The organism is Mesorhizobium sp. M0830, assembly GCF_040319965.1.
Classification (GTDB): Bacteria; Pseudomonadota; Alphaproteobacteria; order Rhizobiales; family Rhizobiaceae; genus Mesorhizobium.
Genome location: NZ_JAMYOR010000016.1, coordinates 35,736 through 58,276 on the forward strand (window position 1 = coordinate 35,736; position 22,541 = coordinate 58,276).

At 60.6% G+C, this 22,541-nt stretch carries 19 protein-coding genes and 1 pseudogene; all 20 read right to left on the minus strand.

The window, feature by feature from the left end:
- Window positions 1-18 precede the first annotated feature (18 nt).
- The gene (locus tag NKI20_RS12360) at window positions 19-960 is read right to left on the minus strand and encodes a D-ribose ABC transporter substrate-binding protein (RefSeq protein WP_352830846.1); all 942 of its coding nucleotides are present in this window, start codon (window positions 958-960) and stop codon (window positions 19-21) included.
- Window positions 961-997: 37 nt separating this feature from the next.
- Window positions 998-2,131, minus strand: a complete 1,134-nt coding sequence (locus tag NKI20_RS12365) for an ABC transporter permease (protein WP_352830848.1) — start codon at window positions 2,129-2,131, stop codon at window positions 998-1,000.
- Window positions 2,132-2,157: 26 nt separating this feature from the next.
- Entirely contained in the window at window positions 2,158-3,684 is a 1,527-nt protein-coding gene (locus NKI20_RS12370) for a sugar ABC transporter ATP-binding protein (RefSeq protein ID WP_352830850.1), read from the minus strand.
- Window positions 3,681-4,241, minus strand: coding sequence for a DUF2291 family protein (locus tag NKI20_RS12375; protein ID WP_502898088.1), 561 nt, complete (start codon window positions 4,239-4,241; stop codon window positions 3,681-3,683). Before NKI20_RS12375 ends, NKI20_RS12370 begins: the two co-directional genes overlap by 4 nt.
- A 129-nt stretch (window positions 4,242-4,370) precedes the next feature.
- Window positions 4,371-5,381, minus strand: coding sequence for a sugar-binding transcriptional regulator (locus NKI20_RS12380; protein WP_023756742.1), 1,011 nt, complete (start codon window positions 5,379-5,381; stop codon window positions 4,371-4,373).
- 374 nt (window positions 5,382-5,755) lie between these two features.
- Window positions 5,756-7,414, minus strand: a complete 1,659-nt coding sequence (locus NKI20_RS12385; RefSeq protein ID WP_352830854.1) for a glycerol-3-phosphate dehydrogenase/oxidase — start codon at window positions 7,412-7,414, stop codon at window positions 5,756-5,758.
- A 50-nt stretch (window positions 7,415-7,464) separates the two neighbouring features.
- Entirely contained in the window at window positions 7,465-8,241 is a 777-nt protein-coding gene (locus NKI20_RS12390; RefSeq protein ID WP_352830855.1) for a DeoR/GlpR family DNA-binding transcription regulator, read from the minus strand.
- Window positions 8,238-9,773: an FGGY-family carbohydrate kinase gene (locus NKI20_RS12395; protein WP_352830857.1), complete on the minus strand. Its 1,536-nt coding sequence runs from the start codon at window positions 9,771-9,773 to the stop codon at window positions 8,238-8,240. The genes NKI20_RS12390 and NKI20_RS12395 overlap by 4 nt, the downstream gene beginning before the upstream one ends.
- 527 nt (window positions 9,774-10,300) lie before the next feature.
- The gene (locus NKI20_RS12400) at window positions 10,301-11,614 is read right to left on the minus strand and encodes an ABC transporter substrate-binding protein (protein WP_352830968.1); all 1,314 of its coding nucleotides are present in this window, start codon (window positions 11,612-11,614) and stop codon (window positions 10,301-10,303) included.
- A 90-nt stretch (window positions 11,615-11,704) separates the two neighbouring features.
- Complete coding sequence (locus tag NKI20_RS12405; RefSeq protein ID WP_352726223.1) at window positions 11,705-12,553, minus strand: carbohydrate ABC transporter permease; 849 nt, start codon at window positions 12,551-12,553, stop codon at window positions 11,705-11,707.
- Window positions 12,550-13,452 carry a carbohydrate ABC transporter permease gene (locus NKI20_RS12410; RefSeq protein ID WP_352830970.1) on the minus strand — a complete coding sequence of 301 codons (903 nt, stop codon included), beginning with the start codon at window positions 13,450-13,452 and terminating at the stop codon, window positions 12,550-12,552. Before NKI20_RS12410 ends, NKI20_RS12405 begins: the two co-directional genes overlap by 4 nt.
- Window positions 13,453-13,486: 34 nt before the next feature.
- Complete coding sequence (locus NKI20_RS12415) at window positions 13,487-14,578, minus strand: ABC transporter ATP-binding protein (protein ID WP_352830859.1); 1,092 nt, start codon at window positions 14,576-14,578, stop codon at window positions 13,487-13,489.
- Between the two features lie 48 nt (window positions 14,579-14,626).
- On the minus strand, window positions 14,627-16,138 hold the full coding sequence (gene arfA / locus NKI20_RS12420; protein ID WP_352830861.1) for an arabinosylfuranosidase ArfA: 1,512 nt from the start codon (window positions 16,136-16,138) through the stop codon (window positions 14,627-14,629).
- A gap of 183 nt (window positions 16,139-16,321) precedes the next feature.
- Window positions 16,322-17,248 carry an ArsR/SmtB family transcription factor gene (locus tag NKI20_RS12425; protein ID WP_352600703.1) on the minus strand — a complete coding sequence of 309 codons (927 nt, stop codon included), beginning with the start codon at window positions 17,246-17,248 and terminating at the stop codon, window positions 16,322-16,324.
- A 62-nt stretch (window positions 17,249-17,310) separates the two neighbouring features.
- Window positions 17,311-17,513, minus strand: a pseudogene (locus NKI20_RS33725) (hypothetical protein); the annotation flags it as partial.
- Window positions 17,514-17,522: 9 nt separating this feature from the next.
- On the minus strand, window positions 17,523-18,602 hold the full coding sequence (locus NKI20_RS12435; RefSeq protein WP_352830863.1) for an ABC transporter ATP-binding protein: 1,080 nt from the start codon (window positions 18,600-18,602) through the stop codon (window positions 17,523-17,525).
- A gap of 10 nt (window positions 18,603-18,612) precedes the next feature.
- Window positions 18,613-19,458 (minus strand): carbohydrate ABC transporter permease, encoded by an 846-nt coding sequence (locus NKI20_RS12440; RefSeq protein WP_352830864.1) that lies wholly within the window; start codon window positions 19,456-19,458, stop codon window positions 18,613-18,615.
- Complete coding sequence (locus NKI20_RS12445; protein WP_245266357.1) at window positions 19,451-20,314, minus strand: carbohydrate ABC transporter permease; 864 nt, start codon at window positions 20,312-20,314, stop codon at window positions 19,451-19,453. The genes NKI20_RS12440 and NKI20_RS12445 overlap by 8 nt, the downstream gene beginning before the upstream one ends.
- A 143-nt stretch (window positions 20,315-20,457) precedes the next feature.
- Window positions 20,458-21,696, minus strand: a complete 1,239-nt coding sequence (locus NKI20_RS12450; RefSeq protein WP_352830866.1) for an ABC transporter substrate-binding protein — start codon at window positions 21,694-21,696, stop codon at window positions 20,458-20,460.
- Window positions 21,697-21,825: 129 nt separating this feature from the next.
- Complete coding sequence (locus tag NKI20_RS12455) at window positions 21,826-22,509, minus strand: GntR family transcriptional regulator (protein WP_352830867.1); 684 nt, start codon at window positions 22,507-22,509, stop codon at window positions 21,826-21,828.
- Window positions 22,510-22,541 lie beyond the last annotated feature (32 nt).

A 22,541-nucleotide genomic window follows, 5' to 3' on the forward strand; every position in this document is an offset into this window, starting at 1 on the left:
ACACCCCCTGTTCAGGTTTCACTCCGACAGCACGAAGGGTGCGGTGTACTTGTCGACATTGTCCTTGGTGATGAGAAGGCAATCGAACAGCTGCTTCTCGGTCGCCGCGCCTGTGGCGCCGGTCTTGATGAACGAGTCCGCCTGCTGCACGGCCTTGGCCGAGAAGATGGCAACCGGCTGCAGCACGGTGTACTGCAGTTCGCCGGACTTGATCGCCGCAACCGCATCCGGGGAGCCGTCGAAGCCGCCGACCTTGATGCCAGCCAGCTTGCCGGCTTCCTTCAGCGCCGCAACCGCGCCGAGCGCCATTTCATCATTGCCGCTGATCACGGCGATGATATTGGGATTGGCCTGCAGCATGCTCTGCATCTTGTCGTGGCCCTGGGTCCGATCCCAGTTGGCGACCTGCGAAGCGGCCTTCTCGAGGTCCGGATACTGGCTCAGCACAGTTGCGTAGCCGTTCGAGCGCGTCGCGGCGTTGTTGTCCGACGGGGCGCCGAGCAGTTCGACATATTTGCCCTTTTCGCCGACTGCCTGCACCCACTGCTGGGCACCGAGAGCGGCACCCTGCGCGTTGTTGGAGACGAGCTGCCCCTTGGCGAGGCCCTCCTGGTTGATCTCGGCATTGACGAGGAAAACCGGGATGTTGGCGGCAATCGCCTTCTTCACCGCACCGACGGAGCCGTCAGCGTTGGCCGGATCGAGAATGATGGCCACCGACTTGTTGGTGATGGCGGTGTCGATCAGGTTGCTTTCCGTGTTGGTGTCGCCCTTGTGGGCGCCGACATTGGCCGTGTAGCCGAGCTTCTCGGCCTCGGCCTTGGCGACGTTGCCCTCGGTGAGCCAGTAGGGATTGGCCGGATCGTTGACGATGATCGAGATCAGACCCGCGGCAGAAGCGGCGGCCGTGAACCCGACGACCATCGCGGCCGCAAGCAGACTTTTCAGCATGGTTTTCATGTATATTCCTCCAATGATTACGCGGTGTTGCTGCCAGTCACCTGGCAGTCTTCCCTTGGGCAGGATTGGCCGCTTCGGCCTTCCCCCGTTTCTGAGAAGTCGGTTGGCCACCTGTAGCGCTTGGGAGCTTGCTGCGGCGGCGATACTGAACGGCATTGAGCAGCACGGCGAGCACGATGACCGCGCCCGTGAACACTGTCTGCCAGTAGGATGAGATGCCGATGATCACCAGACCGTCGGACAGGAAGCCGATGACGAAGGCGCCGAGCAGGGTTCCGCGGATGTTGCCGCGCCCGCCGGTCAGTGCCGCGCCGCCGATGACGACGGCCGCGATGGCCGTCAGTTCGTAAGTGGTGCCTGCGGTCGGTCCTGCCGATGTCAGCTGCGAGGACAGGATCAGGCCGGCAATGGCGGCGCAGATGCCTGACAGCACATAGACGGAAATCTGCACCGTCTTGACCGGAACGCCGGACAGTTCGGCCGCGCGTTCATTGCCGCCCGAGGCATAGAGCCAGCGCCCGAAGGCGGTGCGGTTCAAGACGATGCTGCCGATGAGCGCGATGACCACGAGAACCACCACGCCGGTTGGCACGCCGAACAGGCGGTTGAAGCCAAGCGCATCGAAGCCGGTGTTTCCCAGCTCCGGTTTACCACCGAGATTGTTGTAGGTCAGGCCACTGGTCATCAGCAGCGCCAGGCCGCGCGCCATGTACATGACGCCCAGTGTCGCGACGAAGGCCGGAACCTTGAAGCGCGCGATGAGCACGCCGTTGATCAGCCCGACGACGGCGCCCAGCATGCAGGCAAGCACGGCGACCACCCAGACCGGCGGATAGAGAACGACGCCCAGCCAGGTCAGCGTCATGCCCTGCATCAGGAAACCGGCAACCACACCGGCAAGCCCGAGCGTCGATCCCACCGACAGGTCGATGCCGCCATTGAGGATGACGAGCAGCATGCCGACGGCGAGAATTCCGAAGATGGCGACATGCGAGGCCATGGTCAGGAAATTCGCCACCGAAAGGTAGTAGGGCGACAGGAACGAGAAGACGACGATGATCACGATCAGGGCAAAGAATGCGCGGCCCTCGAGCAGCAGCTTGGCGAGATCGAAGCCTTCGCCGCCCGCGCTTGGACTGGATTGTTTTCTGGCCTGGCTGACATCGGTCATGGTCTGGGCTCCGAAATTCCTGGTGATCAGGCGACCACGGCTTCGCCGGAGGCGGCCATGATCTGCTCTTTGGTGGCGTTGGCGCCGAACTGCGCTGAAATCCTGCCCCGGCGCATGACGACGATGCGGTGCGCGATGCTGAGGCACTCGTTGACCTCAGAGGTCGAGAAGACGACCGCAAGGCCCTGCGCGGCGCGTTCGCTGAGCAAGCGGAAGACCTCGGCCTTGGCGCCGACATCGATGCCCCGGCTCGGCTCGTCGAGAAGGATAACCTTGGGGTTGGTCGTCAGCATCTTGCCGATGACCACCTTCTGCTGATTGCCGCCCGACAGCGATCCGATCATGGCGTTGCCACCGGCGGTCTTGATGGTCACCTTGCGGATCGAATCCTCGACCAGCCCACGCTCCCTGGTGCGGGACAGAAACAGCCCCTTTGCGAACGCTTCGATGCTGGCAAGCGAGAGATTGCGGCCGACGGTCATGGTCTGCACCAGCCCGTCGCGCTGACGGTCCTCGGGGACCAACACCAGTCCCTTGGCGATGCGCTGGGCAATACTCAGTCCCGAGACGTCCTCGCCTTCCAGAAGCGCGCGGCCGCCCGCCATCGGCACCCGTCCGGCGACCGCTTCCAGCAATTCCGTGCGCCCGGCGCCCATCAGCCCATAGATGCAGACGATCTCGCCCGCTCTGACGTCCAGCGACAGATGATCGACGACGGAATAACCGGAGCCCGAAGTGTCGACGACGCTGACATCCTCGATCGACAGGGCGACCTCGCCGAACGCATGACCGGTCGGCGGCGAACCGAGATCGAAGTTCTCGCCGACCATGTTTCGCACGATCCATTCGAGGTCGATATCCTTGGCCTCTGCCGTCGCCGTGATCGCGCCGTCGCGCAGGACGACGGCGTAGTCGGTGATCTGCAGCGCCTCTTCGAGATGATGCGATATGTAGACGATGGAGACGCCGCGGCTGGTCAAATCGCGGATCACTTTGAACAGCACCTCCACCTCTGCGGCGCTGAGCGCCGAGGTCGGTTCGTCCATGATCAGGATACGGGAATCGACCGACAGCGCCCGCGCGATCTCGACGATCTGCTGCTGCCCGAGGCGCAGATCCTCGACCAGGGTCATCGGATCGATGTCCTCCTCGAGATCGGCCATCAGCGCGCGCGCCTGGCGCGACTCTTCGGCGAAGTCGAGGCCGGTCCTGGTGCGCAGTTCGCGGCCCATGAAGATGTTGTCGCGTACGCTGAGGTTCGGCGCCAGGCTGAGTTCCTGGTGGATGATCGAGATGCCGCGATCGCGCGCGTCCGAGGACGACGAAAAACTGACGAGATTGCCGTCGAGCACGATGTCGCCCGACGTCGGCGTGACGACGCCGGACAGGATCTTCATCAGCGTCGACTTGCCGGCGCCATTTTCTCCGAACAGCGTCGTGACCTTGCCGCGATGGATGTCGAAATTGACGCCCCTGAGGGCATGGACGCCGCCATACGACATGACGATGTTGCGCGCCGAAAGCACGGCGTCGCCATTCGCAGCCGGTTTCATTTGACGTCCAGCCTCACGGGAGTGACCAGCCAGCTTTTCGGATTGACCAGCTTGAACGCGCCGACAACCGAAACGGTCTTGCCGGCCAAGCTGCTCGTGTCGACCTTTGCCAGGACTTCCTTCTTCATCTCGTTGTTCAGCGCCGAGCCGGCGTCCTGGTATTCGATCTGGTTGGTGAATTGGCCGAATGTGATCTTGCCGGTGGCGTCGCGCAGTTCGGTGCCGTTGATCGCCGGTCCCGTCTGCACGCGAATCATCAACGTGTCGGGCAAACCGTCGACTGCGACCTTGTAGATGCCCGATTTTCCTTCGCCGACAACGCCAGTGAACTTGACCGAAATGACTGGCCCCACACCTGCAGGCACGCCGTATTCCTTCTCGGCCGTCGCCCTGTCCTTGGCGATCGCCGTCGCCACTGTCACGGCGTCGGCGGCACGGGTCTCGACATCGGCCTGCACCTTGGGAAATTCCGACTTGCCGTAATCCGCGGCGGAGAAGACGGCGCTGCGGACGTCACCGGCGGAGCCGATCCTGACCACCTTGGTGTCGAGCGCCATGGCGCCAAGCAGGACAACGACCGCAACGCCAGCCAGTATCCGACGCAAGCCGGGCGAGGCCTGCCGGGTCGATGCGGTGGCAGCCTTCGCACTCATGACGCAACCACCTGCAAGGTAGATCTGCCGTTGTCACGCATTTGACGATCCTCCGTTCACATGGCGCTTTGCACCATTGGACTGGTTCTTTTCGACCAGAGCGCGGGCAGTGCTTTCATCGGTGATCAGGCCGCTCAGATAACGGCTTTCGAGCACCGCTTTGATCGCGCGCACTTTCACCTTGCCGCCAGCGACGGCGACGATCCTGCGGCCTTTCAACTGATCCCGTGGAAGCGCCAGAATTCGCTCCGACAGCGCCGTTTCCACCGGGCGTCCCTTGTCATCGAAGAAGTGGGCGAGCAGCTCGCCAACGCCGCCGTCGCGTTTGACCTCATCGATTTCGGAATGTTCGATCATGCCGGTAGCGACCAGCGAAGCTTCCCGCATGGCGGTTCCTATGCCGACGAACATCAGGTCGGATCGGCTTGCGAGAGCGAAGACATCGCTGATGCCGCGCTGGCCAAGCAGCACCTCACGGTCCTCGGCCGTGTTGGCGACGAAAGGCACCGGCATCACATAGGCCTGCGCGCCGGTCCGCTCGGCCAGGCGATGCATGACATCGTGCGGGTTGGCCGCGAATTTGCGCGTCACGCCGCCGAGCAGCGAGACGAAACGGATATGGGCGGCAGCGGTCCGCGTCAGATACTCGACGCTTGCCGCGAGGGTACGACCATGGCCGACGCCGATCAGCATGTCCTCGCCGCGATCGATCTCGCGCTTCAGAAACTGCGCGCCGGCGATGCCAAGCGCCTTAAGAGGCAGATCGTCCTGATCGAGATCAGGAACGACCTCGCAGTAATCGAGCCCGTAAGCATCGATCAGCTGCTGCTCGAGGTCGATGCATTCGCCGACGTCGCCGTCGATAATCACTCTGACCAGGCCATCCTGAGTGGCCCGGGTGATGAGCCGATGCGCCTTGAGGCTGGTCAAGCCGAGCCGTTTGGCCACCTGGGCCTGTGTGAGACCGCCGGCATAGTGAAGCCAGGCCGCGCGGGTGGCGAGGCTGGATTCATGGTCGCGGTTAGCGGTTCCGCCGGATTTCAAGCCATCTCCTCCCCAGGATGATATTATTATCTTTGTGTGCAAAAATTTTCACATCCCTGCATCGCTGTCAATCCCTCGCCGGATTTGGCCTACGGGGAATTCTGTGTGGCCCTATTAGGAGGTCTGCATATTGGGTGATCATAATGATGTGTTATTTTAACGTCAATCGATGTTATCTCGCTTCAATACCATCGAGACAGCAACCGGTATTTGCTGCCGATCTTCAAACTAAATGTCTGTTTTCAATCATTTATGCCCGGCGGCACATAAATCCCAATCAGGCTGTGTTGCGTTGTGTTGCCCGTGCGACGTAGCCATGGGCAAACCGATAGGATTGCCTTGAGAAATGCCATCGGCATTGCCCGATGACGCGATCAGGCCAGCCGCATCAGGTTGCGGCCCTTGAGCTCCACAACGGCGGCTTCGACTTCCCGCGCGATGCGCCCAGCACTCCAGCCCAGCGCCCTTCCGGCGATCGACGCGATCTCCTGCAGGTCCCGGCCTGTCAGGGAACCTGATATCGCCAGTGTGCTGCGACGCATGACGATATCGGCCAGATGTTCGACGAACTCGCTGCGGACGATGTAGTCGATTTCCGACTTTCTGTAGCCTTCGGAGTCCGGCAGATCGCCCTCATCGTCCAGTTCGTGCCCGGCAATCTCCAGGGCTCTGGTTCCGTAGCGCGAGAGCAATTCATCGAGACGCCATTCCTCGATGCCCGTTTCCGACCGTGCCCGGGCCAGCCAGTCCGCGCGTGCCGCCGCATCAGCTGGAAAATCCCTGCCGCCGCCAATCGGCATGGCTTGCGTTGAAACCTCGCGCTTGCGCTGCAGGCGACCGAGCACGGTGTCGGCGACTTCCTCGGCAAAGCCACGGAACGTCGTCCATTTGCCGCCGACCAGCGAAATGACCGCGAAAGGTCTGTCCTGGTCCGGCTCGGCGATCGGTGACGAGTGATCGCGGCTGATCAGCCCGGGCACCGATGCCTCCGACGAAGGCAGCGGCCTGATGCCGCTATAGGCGTAGACGATCTGGTCGCGCTCGAACGCCATGCCCGGCAGCAGCGTTCGCACGCTGTCGAGCAGATACTCGACTTCGTCAGGCTCGCAGCGCACTTCGTCGGGACTGTCGGCCTTGATGTCGGTGGAGCCGACCAGCGCCAGGCCGAGATAGTCGTAGACGAGGCAGATACGGCCGTCGTCGGCCTCGAAATAAAGCATGCGCCCGGCAAGGTTTCTGACCAGTTCGTCATGCCTCAGCAGGATATGAGAGCCCTTGGTACCGCCGATCATCTTCGAGGGCGCGCCAAGCAGATCGTTGACACGGTCGATCCATGGACCGGCGGCATTGACCACCAGCTTCGGCCGCACGAGAAAGGCGGCGCCGTTTTCCGGCTGGAATGTCAGTATGCCATTGGACGAGGCCACCAGCGCTGTGTAATTCGCGCTGGCCGAGGCTGCGTTCGCCTGCAGCCCATCGAGGATCAGCTCGAGCACCAGCCTTTCGGGGTGGCTTATCTTGGCGTCGTAGTAGGTGCCAGTGGCGACGATCGAAGGATTGAGCGCCGGCATCGCGCTGAGCGCCTGGCGCCGCCCGACCATGCGGTGGCGCGGCATGACCTGGTTTCGCGAGCCATAGAAATCATAGATCATCAGGCCGACCTTGATCAGGATGGCACCGCGGCTGCGCGGTGCGCTGGTCGAGCCGAACAGCGTTCGCAGCGCCGCCAGAATGCCCTTGCTCCAGGAAAAGATTGGGATGACGGTCGGCAGCGGACTGACATAGTGCGGCGCGTTCTTCAAAAGCAGATTGCGTTCGAGCGTCGACTGCGCCACCAGCCCAAACTCGCCGGTTTCGAGATATTTCAAACCGCCATGAATGAGCCGCGATGGCGCGGCACTTGTGCCTGAGCCGAAGTCCGCCTTGTCGACGATCAGGCAGCTGACGCCCTGCGCGCACAGATCGCGAAACAGGCCCGCTCCGTTGATGCCGGCGCCGAGAATGATGACGTCGACCTCGCCTGTCCCCGCCATGGTAGCCAAACGCCCTGCGGGGTTTCCCGTACGTGCTGCTTCCGTTGGGTTCATGGCGCTTTCGTTTTGACGATGCGCAGCTTGACGCCGGCCCGTTCGAGCGCTTGCGCCCGCGCATCGCCCAGGCCTTCGGTCGCCAGCACGACGTCGAAACTGGTCAGATCGTCGAAGACGTGCAGTGCGATCCTGTCGAACTTTGCGTGATCGACCAAAAGGATGCGCTTGACCGATGCGACCATCATCGCCTGCTTGACCCGCACGACATTGGGGTCCTGGATGAAGGCGGTGGTTCCGGTGATGGCCGAAGCCGAACAGATCAGCACATTGGCGCGCAATTGCGCCACGGCGTTCTCGCAGACGATGCCGATATAGGCATTGTAGGTGACGTGGTACTGGCCGCCGAGACAGATGAAGTCGATGTCGTCGACATTGGTCAGCAGCGACGCCGTCGCCACCGAGTTGGTGATGACGGTCAGCGGCCTGACGTCGAGCAGCAGCGTGGCGACGGCATTTGCCGTGGAGGAATCGTCCAGCATCACCACCTGGCCGGCTTCGACATAATCCAGTGCTACCCGCGCCAGCGCATCCTTTTCGGCGCGATTGACCGTCACCCGGTAGCGGAAGGCGCTTTCGTAGAGGCCGGAAGGCTGAACCGTCACCGCACCGTGCAGCTTGCGCAGCACGCCCTGCTGCGCCAGCCGGTCGATGTGCCGGTGGATGGTCATGCGCGATACGCCGAAATGCTCGACCAGATCGTCTATGCGCACCTGGCCGAGCTTGATCACATAGTCGGCGATCTCTTCGCGTCGCTCGTCGGCCTTGATCATGTTGCTCCCCCAGTGTCTTGCCGCGCCAGCTTCTCGATCTCCGGCCAAAGCGGTTCGAGCGCACCGGCTATGCGGCCATAGAGGGAAAAGCGCTGGTTGAACACAGCACTTGAGGCCGGCACTGGCTGGTATTGGCGCGCCGTCATGCCGACCTGCCTGGCACCTTGTTGCGGCGTCGCGAATATGCCGACCGCGGCACCCGCGCAAAGGGCAGCGCCAAAGGCCGCGGCCTCATCGGTCGAGGTGACGGTGACCGGGGCATTCAGCACATCGGCAAACATCTGGACAAAGGCCGGATTGCGTGAACCGCCGCCGGTCAGGCGGATTTCGCTGACAGCAAAACCCTCGCGCAAGGCTTCGACATGGGTGCGATGATTGAAAGCAATGCCCTCCAGAACCGCCTTGAGCATATCGCCGCGATCGTGCCAGCCGTGAAGGCCGACAAAGCTGCCACTGGCGACATCGCCAAACGGGGAGCCGAACAGATAGGGGTGAAACAGGATGGTCGACCGCTTCTTCAGCGCCACGTCGATCTCTGCTGCCAGCAACTCATGGATCGAGCCGCCATCGACCGATGCCTTTTCCTGCTCCGAACGGCAAAACGTGTCGAGAAACCAGTCATAATTTGCGGTCGAGGCCGGCGAGATCGCCATATTGTTCCAACGGCCCGCGTCGATGGCGTTGCGGCAGAACCAGCGCGGGTCGACGCGCGGTTCCGAAGAGACGACTTCGTTGATGGAATAGGTCCCGGCGACGATGGCGAGCACGCCCTCCTCATGGCCGCCCATGCCGAGGGCGGAGGCGGTCACGTCGTGCAGGCCGCACGCGACGGGTGTCCCCTTGCGAAGGCCAGTCACTTCGGCGGCCTCAGCAGTGACGTGGCCGACTATGTCAGCCGAATGCGCCATCGGCGGCAGCGCGTCGAAAAGACCGTCCAGTCCGAAGATGCGCATCGCTTCCGGCGCGAAGGCTTGCGTGCGGACATCCGTGAATGAGGTGCTGGCCTCGGTACGGTCGGTGCCGATCGTGCCCGACAGGCAAAAGCGCAGCCAGTCCTTGCAGGCCAGTATATGCCAGATGCGCCCGTAGCGGTCTGGCTCGTTCTTCCTGATCCAGGCTAGCAGCGCCGATGGCGCCGAGACGTGCGGCGCCTGGCCGGTGCGCGCCAACGCATCTTCGAAGACCCCGTCCGCCGACCATTGTTCTACAATCTCGCCGGCGCGGCTGTCGAGCGACAGGATTCCAGGCCCCAGCGGCCGACGATCCTGGTCGAGCAGGTAGAGACCGTCGCCATGCGCGGTCGCCGCCACCGCCCTGATATCGTCTGCCGGGCGGCCACAGAGGGCGATCGCCTCCTTGATTGCGTCGGCGGTGGCCTGCCAGAGGCCGGCCATGTCGCGCTCCACCCAGCGCGCATGGGGCATCGATTGCGGCACCCGCCGACGCGCCACGGACAACTGAGTGCCACCGGTATCGAAGATCACCGCCTTGGTAACCGTGAGACCGTTATCGATTCCGAGCAAACTGGGCACGGTCACCGCCTCTTTCAGCGACTGGCAATGCGCACTGCAAGCTTATCCTGCAGGCTGGGGCAAGGGTGACAGACATAGCGGCGATCGACGAGCAACGGTGATACAAAAGCGATGGCATCCAACGGATTAACGAACCATACCGTGATGTTAACTTAACGTCAATCTATGCGACAACGCTTTTGAAGCACATGTCAAATTTGAGCCTCAACGCTTATAGCGTTCTGATTTAATTAGCTTTTTTGGCGCTAGAAAATCCCACCCGGAACGTTAAATCGGCCGGCGACCACCATCGATTAATCCGCAAAGCCGGAGCATGGCAACTGCAACAGAGCGAAAACCGTCGCGACAGCAGGCACCTTCCCCATCCGAGAAACATCCAAATTACATCGAGGGGGACCATCCGCAATGAGAGTCAAACTGCATCGGTATGGCTGTCTGGATCGGATGCACCCGCTTCCATTTGGCAAAGAACCCCGCGACCGTTTACGGTCGCGAGGCGTTGGGAGCGTTCTCGGGAAAAGCTGTGGTCAGATGTTGGCGAGCAACTCGTTGACGCGGCTTTCCATGTCGGCAAGGGCGGCATCGACGTCTTTCTGGCCAGTGATTGCGGCGCTCATCTCTTCGCCGACAATGTCCTGGATCGCAAACTGACGCTGCACGGCTGACGGCAGCGGCCTGCCGAGATCGGCGACAGCGGCGATCGTGTTGCGATGCGGCAGCGCCTTGAAGGCGTCCGAGGTGATGATGGCCTTGTATGCCGGCAGGTGGCCGGTGCGCGACCATTCGAAGTCGTTGTCGGCGAAGAACTTCAGGAACTTGCCGATGGCCGCGGTCTGTTCAGGCGTGCGGTCCTTCTGCGAGACTGCCCAGGTGTGGCCATCGGCATATTGCGCATGGGCACCGCCAAAAAGCTGCGGATATGGGTACACAGCGTAGCCGCCTTTGTTGAGCGCCGTGCCCTTGGTTTGGGACTGGGCATTGTTGTCGCCGACGACCCATGTGCCGTTGAGCTGAACGCCACCGTCACCGGCAAGAAAAGCGTTGATCGCGCCGCCGTAGTCGAGATCCTTGGTGGTGTAGCCCTTGTCGAAGATCGCCTTGTACATCTCGATGACCTTCTTGGCTTCCGGTGTATTCAGCTTCACATGCTTCGGATCGGCAAAGAAGTCGGAATCCTGTTGAAAGAGATAGGTGTAGAGATTGCGCGTGTAGAGTGCCGTCTCATTAGCCAGGTTCTGAACGAAGTAGGGCTTGCCGGTCTTCTGCTTGAACTGTTCGGCCTGGGCGAGCAATTCCTCGGGCGACTTCGGAAGCATCGGCGTGCCGTCGGCATTGACGAGCCCGGCCTGTTTGAAGAGATCCATGTTGATGTGATAGAGCATCGTCCAGCTGTCGATCGGCAGGCCGTAGATCTTGCCGTCTTTGGTGGCGCCGTTGCGCGCTGCATCCGTGAAGGCTTCAGGTGTGACGCCGACGGACTTCAAGAGATCGTCGAGCGGCATCAACAGCCCCTTCGACTGGTAGTCCGACAGTGCGGATTCATGGATGGTGACGATGTCCGGGGCATCGCCCGAAGCGAATTGCGCGGTCAACTGGTCATAGCCCGGCCATTCCACGGTGCTGACGCTGACATGGACGTCGGGGTTGTCGGCGTTGAACTTGTTGATCAGCGAGGTGATGATGCCGCATTCACCAACAGCTTTGGTGACATCGGTGTTGGTGCCGAAATCGGCATCGCAGGCACCGAAAAAGCGCTGTACCGTCAGCTCCGTTGCTGCAAAGCCTGGGCTGGCGAGCATCATTACCCCCGCGGAGACCGCGGCAAACAGTATTTTCTTCATTCTCATGTCAGTTCCTCCTACTGAGTTCCGCCACTCCACACTGGATTGGCGTCATGCTTTCCATCGCTGCGGCGCACCCTGCAATTTTCGTTATCGGACCGCGGCGCCAGAGACGGCGGTGACGATGTATTTCTGGAAAAAGAGGTAGACGATCAGGATCGGCGCGCCGGCGAACACCGCCTGCGCCATCAGGAAGCCGATGCCTTCGGACTGGGCGAAATTCGTCTGTGTCGAAGCCATGCCGACGGTTAGCGTGTACATGTCCTTCCTGGTTGCCGAGATCAGCGGCCACAAATAGTCGTTCCAGGCACCGAGGAAGGTGAAGATGCCGAGCGTTGCCTGCGCGGGCACGGTGAGCGGCAGCAGCACCTTCCAGAAGGTCCGGAACCGGCTGGCATTGTCCAGCATGGCGGCTTCGTCCAGCTCCTTCGGGATGGCCTTGAAATATTGGGTCATCAGGAAGACGCCGAACGAAGCCGACAGGCCGGGGAGAATGAGCCCGTGATAGGTGTTGTGGAACTTCAGTATGCTGAAGATCTGGTGGCGGGCGACGAGCACGGCCTGTTCCGGCACCGCCAGACCGAAGAGCACGATCACGAACAGGATGTTTTTGCCGGGGAAGTTCAGACGTGCAAACCCATAGCCGGCGAGCGACGACAGGACCAGGGTACCGAGTGTCAGCCCGCCCGAGACGATGATGCTGTTGAGCACCCAGAGAAATACCGATGACGTGCCGATGGTGTTGATGTAGTTCCTGAGCGTGTAGGGTACGCGAAAAACCGAATTCGGATCGGCCATCAACTCGGCATTATCCTTGAGCGACAGGCCGATGACCCACAGAACCGGCGCGATCATGGCGATCGAAAGCAGGATGACGAGGGCCAGCAACACGCGGTCGCCAAACGCGCGTCCCTTGATGGAAACGGCTGGGGCGCTCATGCCTGATCCGCCTTGTTGCGTGCGACGAGGTATTGGGCCATGGCCGCGATCAGGATCAGAATGAACAGGACCTCCGATGCCGCGGCACCCATGCCCAGATCCCAACGACGGAACGCGGTGTCATAGATGTAGAGCACGATCGGCTTGGTGAGGTTGTTCGGGCCGCCGCGCGTCATCAGCCAAGCCTGGCCGAACAGCTGAAATTGCAGCACGATCTGGATAATGATCACCAGGATGAAAGTGCGTTTGATCGACGGCAGCGTGATCGAGCGCAGCGTCTGCCAGCGATTGGCATTGTCCAGGGCTGCCGCCTCGTAAACATCCTGCGGGATCTGCTGCAGGGCCGAGAGAAACAGCATCATCGGCAAGCCAATGCACCACCAGACGGTGGCAATGGCGATACCGATCATCGCGAGGCTGGGGTCGGAAATGAAGGCCGGGGCGGTTGCGCCGAACCATCCGTAGATCGTCGACAGCAGGCCGACATTCGGAATGAACACGATGCGCCAGATCAGTGTGACGATCGTGACCGACAGCACCGAGGAAGAAAAGAACAAGGTCCGCAGCACAGCGGCGGTGCGCGTGCGGCGGTTGAGGCAAAGCGCGAGAAAAAGGCCGATCAGCGCCAGCGTCGGCACTGTCAGAATGACGAAGTAGAAGGTGTTCCAGACCGATTGCAGGAAGACCTTGTCGTGAAACAGCCTGACATAATTGCCGAGACCGACAAAATCTCCGGACGAGAACGTGTCGGCTTTGTGGAAGCTCAGCCACATCCCCCAGAGGAGCGGAAAGATGAGCAGCGTCGTGAAGAAGAACAGGAACGGCGCGACGAAAACGAAGTTTCGCCATTGCGGCGCATAGATATCGACGCTTGGAGCCCTAACGCTCACGGCCGGCATCGCGGTCTGTGATATCGTCAGCGGGTCGGCCATATCAAGCCTCCCCCGCATGCCAGGCGCGGCCGGCCGCGCTGAACAGATGCGACTTCTGGCCGTCGAAGGCGAGCCCTACCTTGTGGCCGACCGCGACGCGGCTGTTGCCGACATCCGAGCCGACGATCTGCTGGCCATCGCCGAGACGAATGTAGATCAAGGTACGCTCGCCAAGCCGCTCGAGCACATCGACCACGCCATCGGCATTGCCCTGTCCGGCAGGAACGATGCGGACATCTTCCGAACGGATGCCGAAGCTGTACTTGTCATCGGCCAACAGGGCGGAAGAAATCGCGGTCCGAACCGATATACCGTCCGAAAACCTGGCCGTGGCGTTGCCACTCGATCTGTCGAGTGTCGCATCGATAAAGTTCATCGCCGGGGCACCGACGAAGCCGGCGACGAATTTGGTCGCGGGGCGCTCGTAGATTTCCATGGGAGAGCCGATCTGCTCGATCTTACGGTTGTTCATGACGACGATGCGGTCGGCGAGCGTCATGGCTTCGACCTGATCGTGAGTGACGAAGATCATCGTCGATTGCAGGCGCTGGTGAAGCTGGGCAAGTTCGAGGCGGGTGCGGGTTCGCAGCGCCGCATCCAGATTGGAGAGCGGCTCGTCGAACAGGAAGGCCTTCGGCTCCTTCACGATCGCACGGCCGATGGCGACACGTTGGCGCTGGCCGCCCGAGAGCTGGCCCGGTTTGCGCTCGAGCAAATGCGGCATTTCGAGGATGCGGGCGGCTTCGTTGATCCGCGCGTCAATGACCTCGCGCGACATGCCGATATTCTCAAGCCCGAAGGCCATGTTGTCGCGTACCGTCATATGCGGATAGAGCGCATAGGACTGGAACACCATGGCAATGCCGCGCTTGCCCGGCGGCAGATGATCGATACGTTCCTTGTTGATGGCGATCTCGCCGCTATCAACAGTTTCGAGGCCTGCGATCATGCGCAAAAGCGTCGATTTCCCGCATCCGGATGGACCGAGAAACACGATGAATTCGCGTGCCTTGATGGAGAGCGACAGATCCTCCAGCACCGACATGGCACCGAAGTGCTTGTTCACATTCCTGATTTCGATATCGGCCGTCACGTCGACGCTCCTCCTCAGCGCATGCACTTTCCGACAACACGCCCGAGGTCAGAGCTTCAGGCGTATCATCTGGTAGGAATAGGCCGGCAACGACAGGCTCAATCTGCCGTCAGCGACCGAGGCGCCCACTCCTTTCCTGGGGCCGACATTGCCGGGATTCCCGGCTGAATTGACGGCTTTGAGATCGGCGTGCGTCATCATCTGGTGATCAACGATATCAGCCGCGCCGAAACCAGTGATGTCGATCACGGTTTCGATCGCCTCGCTCGAATGGCGGTTGACGGCGAAGAAGGTGACATGGCCGGTTTTGGTGTCGTGCACGCCGGCCACATCGACATAGGAAACGTCGCCCGCGACGGCGGATTTATAGGTCGGGCTGTCCACCTTGAGATCCAAAGCATTGCCGCGGCCGTAGATCGAAGCATAGAGATAGGGATAGAATATCGTCTGGCGCCATGCCGGGCCGTTGGGAACGGTCATGATCGGTGCAATGACGTTCACCAGTTGCGCCAGGCAGGCGATCTTGACCACATCGGAACGACGGATGAAGGTGTTGAGGATCAAGCCGACCTGCAGCACGTCCTCGAAATTGTAGATGTCCTCGAGCAGCGGCGGCGCAAAGGGCCAGCCGTCATTGCCGCCAAGGATCTTCTTGTCCTGCTCCTTGGAATGATACCAGACGTTCCATTCGTCGAACGAGATGTAGACCTGCTTGCTTGAGCGCTTCTTGGCCTTGATATAGTCGATGACGCCGGCGACCGAGACGATGTAGTCGTCGAGCTTCTCGCTCATTGCGAGATAGTTCGGCGCGTCATTGGCTTGGTTGTCGAAATACATATGCAGCGAGATGTAGTCGACCTCGTTGTAGGTGTGGTCGAGCACGGTCGCTTCCCATTCGGGATAGGTCGGCATCTTGGCATTAGAAGAGCCGCAGACCACCAGTTCGAGCGACTTGGAGAAGGCGCGCATCGCCTTGGCGGTCTCATGGGCCAAGCGGCCATATTCGTCGGCGGTCTTGTGGCCGATCTGCCAGGGGCCATCCATTTCGTTGCCTAGGCACCACAGCTTGACGTCGAAGGGCTCCTTGCGGCCGTTGGCGATACGCTTGTCGCTCCACTCACTTCCGCCTGGATGATTGGTGTATTCGAGAAAGTTGCGGGCTTCGTCGAGGCCACGCGAACCGAGATTGACGGCAAGCATCATCTCGGTGTTGGCGGATGCGCACCAGTCGGCAAATTCATGCAGGCCGACTTCGTTGCTTTCCGACGTGTGCCAGGCGAGGTCGAGGCGCACCGGGCGCTCTTCCTTGGGGCCGACGCCGTCTTCCCAATTGTAGGCTGAAACGAAATTGCCGCCGGGATAGCGGACGATCGGAACGTTGAGTTCCCTGACCAGATCGATAACGTCTTGACGCATGCCATTGGCATCCGCCGTCGGGTGGTCCGGCTCATAGATGCCGGTGTAAACTGCCCGCCCCAGATGCTCGATAAAGGATCCATACAGCCGCGGATCGATTTCCGAGACAACATAGCGCGGATGCGCCGTTACGGCTGCCTTCATGCATTCCTCCCACGATATCACAAATGATGATTTAAATCACCTTATTCGATATCAAAGGGAAGCAACGCTCATTCGTCAAGTCAAAAACATCCAAATGTCTGACAAAAGAACGGCGGCTTCGATCGTTAATTGAGGCAAGAGGCTGAAATTGCTGCACTATCTTTGAAACCCGATTTGATGATATCAACTGGTTTTGATTCTGAGCAGGATGTCCTGATCGTAATTTCCAAATCCCTTGCCGAAAATATTGATCCCGCCGGGACGCTCGGCGTCGTCCTTGACGCCGATACGGATGCGGATCGAATGATGGCTCTTGAGGTCGAGGACAGCGAGGCTGGTTTCAGAAATCCTGACACCGTCGACATAGGTGCCGTCAGCGGAAATTCGCCAGTTCTTCAGCTTGCCATATTGTGAGCCCTTGAGCTTCCACCAGGAGGGCGTGAAGACGCCGCGCTTGTCGCCGAAATCGCCAGGTGAGGTCCACGTTCCGACATCGATGCCATTGATCGTAAGCGTGATGTCCGAGGGCCAATCGGCGCTGGTGCCAGGCACTTCCGAGGACAGCTCCACCACCACTTCCAGCTCCGTAATCTCGGCATTGGCGAGCTTGGCATTGTTGGGGAACTGGTATTCTACAAAGCCGCGCGTGAACCACAGCAACCCGGCTTTCATGCGGTCCGGATCGAGAAAAGTGTTGGGCACGTCGAGCAGACCGATGATCCCATCCGGCGAACAGAGGCCGCAGGGCGCCGTGACCTCGAAACCGGTGTAAAGCCCAATCGGCATCGACACTTCGATCGCATCGTTCTTGACCGAACGATACTCGCTCTTGAAGACCACGAGCACTTCCTCGGCGGTCGGATAGCAGATTTTCTGGCTGCCCTTCTTCGCCTTCTGGTTCTCCGTGCGGATCAGGCCAGCATCCTCGAGCACCTGGATATTGGTCGAGACCGTCGATTGCGGCAGCGACAGCACGGCGGCGATGTCATTGACATTCATCGGCCCCTTCTCATGCAGCAATTTCAGCATGGAGATGCGTGCCAAAGAGGCCAGCCCCCTGAGGACGGCAATGCCCTCCTCAGGTTCGATCACAAGAAAATTGCGACTCATGGATGTGCCAGCCCTGTGCGAAATCTATATCCGAAATCACCTTGTATATCGGGATAATTGATTTAATCAATGCGTTGCCGGCTCCATGTCACTTCGGGCCGTAGATCCACAGGGCGGAGCCATAGCCGTATCGAGGCGAAAAGGACCCATGTGTCACAACGAAGCGCGACGCGGCGGAAGTGCTTGATCTTCGAGAAGAACCGCTGGAGGCGGCTGCGTTTGTGGTAGTCCACTTCCGGTTGGATTTGAGCGGAATGTTCGGAGTGTGCACGCCCTAAATATCGATGCGCTGCTCGCTGCCAGGGTCGAACAGGTTGATGCTCGCCGGATCGACGGCAAGGAATATTGGCTCTTTTCGCCGGCCTGCAAACCTCGGTGGCAAGCGTGCGATGATCGACTGCTCGCCAACCTGCACCGTCACCATGGTTTCAGGGCCGGTAGGTTCCACCACATCGATGACCCCCGTGACCGAAGCTTCATCGCGCGCAACTGCCTTTAGTTCTTCAGGCCTTACGCCCAGGATCACCGGGCGGTCGAAATCGACCTGTCGCTTGCCGGCCGGCATTGCGACCGACACGCCGGTCGCTGCGAAACGCACGCCGCTCGGGCTCGAGGCCAGTCGTCCAGGAAGGAAATTCATTGCCGGCGATCCGATGAAACTTGCGACGAAGATGTTGGCGGGCCGTTCATAGATGGTGCGAGGATCGGCCAGTTGCTGGATGTGGCCTCCCTTCATCACCGCCACCTTGGTGCCCAACGTCATTGCCTCGATCTGATCGTGTGTCACATAGACGATGCTCGTGCCGAGACGCTCGTGCAGGCGCTTGATCTCTGTGCGCATTTCCACACGAAGCTTGGCGTCGAGATTGGACAGCGGCTCGTCGAACAGGAACAGCTCGGGGTCGCGCACGATCGCCCGCCCCATTGCAACGCGCTGCCGCTGTCCTCCCGAAAGGTTGGCGGGGCGCCGGTCGAGCAGGTGCGAAATCTGCAGCAGTCGTGCCGCGTCGTCGACGGCACGCTTCCGCTGGGCTGCGTCCACGCCCCGCATTTCCAGTCCGAAGCCGATATTTCTCGCTACCGACATTGTCGGGTAAAGCGCATAGGACTGGAACACCATCGCGATATTGCGGTCCTTGGGTGCAAGGTCAACGACGGAGCGGCCGCCGATCAGGATGTCGCCGCCGGACGTGTCGTCGAGGCCGGCAATCATGTTGAGCAAGGTCGACTTGCCACATCCGGACGGCCCGAGCAGAACCAGAAAGCCTCCGTCCTCAAGCTCGATGTCGACCCCGTGAAGGACCTGCACGGAGCCATAGGACTTGCGCACGTCCTTGATGGAAAGTGTCGCCATGCGAATACTCCTAACCCTTGATGGCGCCCGCAGTGAGCCCCTGAACCATGGTTCGCTGGACAATGGCGAAGAGAACGACGACAGGCAGGATGCTGAGAATGCCGCCCGCCGCCAGGACGCCCCATGGAAGCTGGAACTCGCCGACCATCAGTTGCAGGCCCACGGGCCAGGTACGGGACCCCTGCCCCGTCGTCAGCATCAGGGCGAACAGGAACTCGTTCCACGCGGCGATGGCAATGAACACCGAACTTGCGACCAGGCCGTTGCGCGCGAGCGGCATGACGATGCGCACCATGGCACCAAGCCTGGTCGAACCATCGATGCGTGCCGCGCTCTCGAGTTCCCTGGGCGCGGAATCGAAGAAACCTTTGAGCATCCACACGAACAGCGGCAGCAGGAAACTCGTATAGGCAAGCGCAAGGCCGAAACGGCTGTCTACAAGACCAACGCCGCGCATGACGACATAGAGGGGAATGATCATCATGACTGCAGGAAACATGCGAACGACAAGATAGCCGAGCATGAGCTGAGTTCGGCCCCGAAACGCGAAGCGGGAAAATGCATAGGCCGCAAGCGTGCCCGTGGCGACGCAGATCGTCACCGTCAGGAAAGTGACGGTGATGCTATTGCCTATCAGGCGCGGGAAACCGGACTGCGTCCAAATGGCCACATAATTGTCGAAGGTAATGCGCCTCGGTATGTACTGCATCGTCTGGGTGACAATGTCGCCCTCGTATTTGAGCGATGTCAGCAACATCCAGATCATCGGACCGATGCAGAACATCGACAGGCCCGCGAGGACGAAGTAGGTGGCGATGTTAGCAATCATGCGCCGGCGGCGCTTGCTTTCAATCATCGCCCTCTCCCTTGGTAATCCTGGACAGGCGGATGTATGCCGCCGCGAAGATCATCAGGATCACAAACATCACCACCGACAGCGCCGACGCGTAGCCGAAATTGAATTCCTTGTAGGCTGTCTGGAAGGCATATAACGACAGGACCTGCGTGGCATCTCCCGGTCCGCCACCGGTGAGAATGAGGAGCAGATCGGGCGAATTGACCAGACCAATGACGCGCAGGATGACTGCCGCCGCGATGACGGTCTTGAGCATGGGCAAGGTGATCAGCCTGAGCTGCGCCGAGACGCCCGCGCCGTCCACTGCCGCTGCCCTATAGAGATCTTCGGGAATACTCTTCAGGCCCGCCAGCAGCAGCAAGGCGAAGAATGGAAAACCATGCCAGGCCTCGACGAGGACGGTCGCCGCCAGGGCGGTATTGGGATCCGCGAACCAGGCCTTGTAGGTCTCCAGCACGCCCACGCGGACAAGAAGGTCGTTGATGACGCCAAGCCGCGGATCGAGCAGCAAGGCCCACATATGGCCCGCAACGACGTTGGGGAGGAAATAGGGAAGCAGGATAAGCACGGCGAAGATCTTCGTGCCCGGCAAATCCCTGTTGAGGGCTGTCGCGGCGAGAAGGCCAAGCGCCAGTTCCAGCACGATGGCGGCAGTGACCCACACAACTGTATTCTTCAGTGCGATCCAGAAGACCGGGTCGGACCACATTCCGGCATAGTGTTTGAAGCCGACCCAGCCATCCAGCCCGGGACGCGTCAGACGCATGTCGCGAAAACTGATGGCCATGCCGTAAAGCGTCGGATAGGCGATCACCAGAAGGATCATGACGAGGCTGGGGAGGAGCAGCAAATACATCCAATATCGGGTCTCGGACAGTTCGCCGAGGGCCCGCAAAGGCAGATATCTGCTTGAGCTTGACGTCATGGATCTGCGGAGCGAAAGCTCCGTCCCGTTGCGTTCAAAGCACGGCTACACGTCGGAGCAGCCGTGCCGGGATGTCAGCGAAGGGCCGCTTCGAGGCTCTGGATCATCCGGTCCACAGCCTGTTCCGGCGTCGATCGACCCGTGAGCACCGATTGGAAAGCGGGATTGACGACATTCTCGGACCAACCCGCCGCGCCAACGAAATTGTTCGGCAGGCGTCCGAACTTCAGCGTTTCGACAGCCGCGTTATAGATTGGATTGCCGGTGATCCGCTGATCCTGCAGGGCAGCGGCGGAGGCCGGGAAATAGCCCGTGCCCTCGAGCAAGGTCAGCGCAGCATCGGTCTGGCCCCAGAAACTCACCCACTGCCAGGCGGCCTCGATATTGTCTTCCCTCATTATACCGTTGCCGGCGTAGGCGACGCGAGCGACATGCGCCTTCGGACCGGCCGGCATCGGTGCGGTCGAGAACTGCTTGCCCTGCTTCATCGCAGCCGAGATTTCGTTCAGCGAACCCGTATGGTGCCATACCATCGCCGTCTGCCCGGTGCGGAAGCCCTCCATGATCTGGCGGTAGCTGTCATTGGGCGCGCTCGGCGGCACAACCTTTTCCTTCAGGAAGAGATCGGAATAAAACGTTATCGCCTCGACCGCCGCCGCCCTGTCGATGGCTGGCTGTCCATCCTTGACGATCGGCGAGCCAAACGCCTCCATGACATCGATGACGTATTTGAAACCGCCGGCGCCGGCGCGCATGCCGAATGCATACCTGCCCTTCGACGGATCGGTGAGCTTGCGGCAGGCACCCAGGAATTCGTCGAAATTCGTGGGTGGCCCGGCCAATCCGGCTTCCTCGAAATAGTCGGCGCGGTAGTACATCCAATCGACGAAGGCAAAGGCGGGAACCGCATAGATGGCGCCGTTGCTGGAAAGCCCGGTCCAGCGATTGTCGGGAAAATTGGCCTTGCCCTGCCATCCGTTCACCCGCTCGGTAAGGTCAATCAATCCCTCCATCGCGGTAAGATCGGCGAAGCGCTCGGCAATCACCATGGCGGTATCCGGACGCCCACCGGTCAGCACGGCCGAAGAGACCTTCGCCATGTATTCCGAGTTCGGGATGTTCTCCTGGGTCACCGCCACACCCGCATTCGCCGCCTGAAACGATCCAATAATCTTCATCAGGCTGGTCATTTCCGACTGACTGGTGAAATGGTGCCAGTAACTGATGGCATTCGCGGCACGGGCACCGCCGACGCGCCCTGCCATCGCAAGAGCCGCCGAACCCATGAGAAACTGCCTCTTGTTCAACTGCATGCGACCTCCTCCCAGATATCAGATCAGCAATCTGATCGATCAGCTGCAGTTTTTGGGTAGCATCCTTTCCCACGCCGTGCAACCGCGCCGGCTCGCAAACTGGCAAAACGACTGATCGCTACCGGCCTGTCAGACGAGACCTAGGTTCCGTTGCATCGCAGCCTGGAAATGAGACTGCAGCTTTGCTTCGGCGGCATCCGCATTCCTGGTGCTGCAAGCCTCGAGGATGTCGAGGTGCTCCTTGATCGTCCGGACCATGATAGGCGCGGTGATCTTCCGGTCGAGCCGCAGCAGGCGCAGATAATTGTGCATGCGCCGGTAGGTGCTGTCGATCAGAGTATTGTGCAATGACGCAATGATTGCGCCGTGAAACGCTCCTTCCAGCGCGTCCATCGCCTCCAGTTGTTCCCTTCCGAGGCCATCCCGCTCCACGCTTCTAAGCAGACGGGAATGCCGGATTTCCAAGGCATTCATGACGGTTTCGTCGCCTTGTTCGGCAAAGACGCGGATCGCCGAGCGCTCAATGATGGCGCGGAATTGGTAGGTGGCACGCGTAAGCTCCATGCCGGGCCTGATGAACTGGATGCCGGAGCGCGGGTGGATGATCAGAATCCCTTCCGCCTCCAGAACGCGCAGAGCGTCCCGAAGCGGTGCAACAGGCACGTCGACGATCGCAGACAACTCGTTTTGCGAGACGAAGGCCCCGGCAGGAACGCGCCTGTCGAACAGGCCCTCCAGAATACGCTGATAGGCAATATCGCTCATACGGACGGCTGCCCCCAGGGCGGTAGAGACGGTTTTTGCTTTGCCCACCACTTGCGGCACCCCCATTGGTCCGATACTAA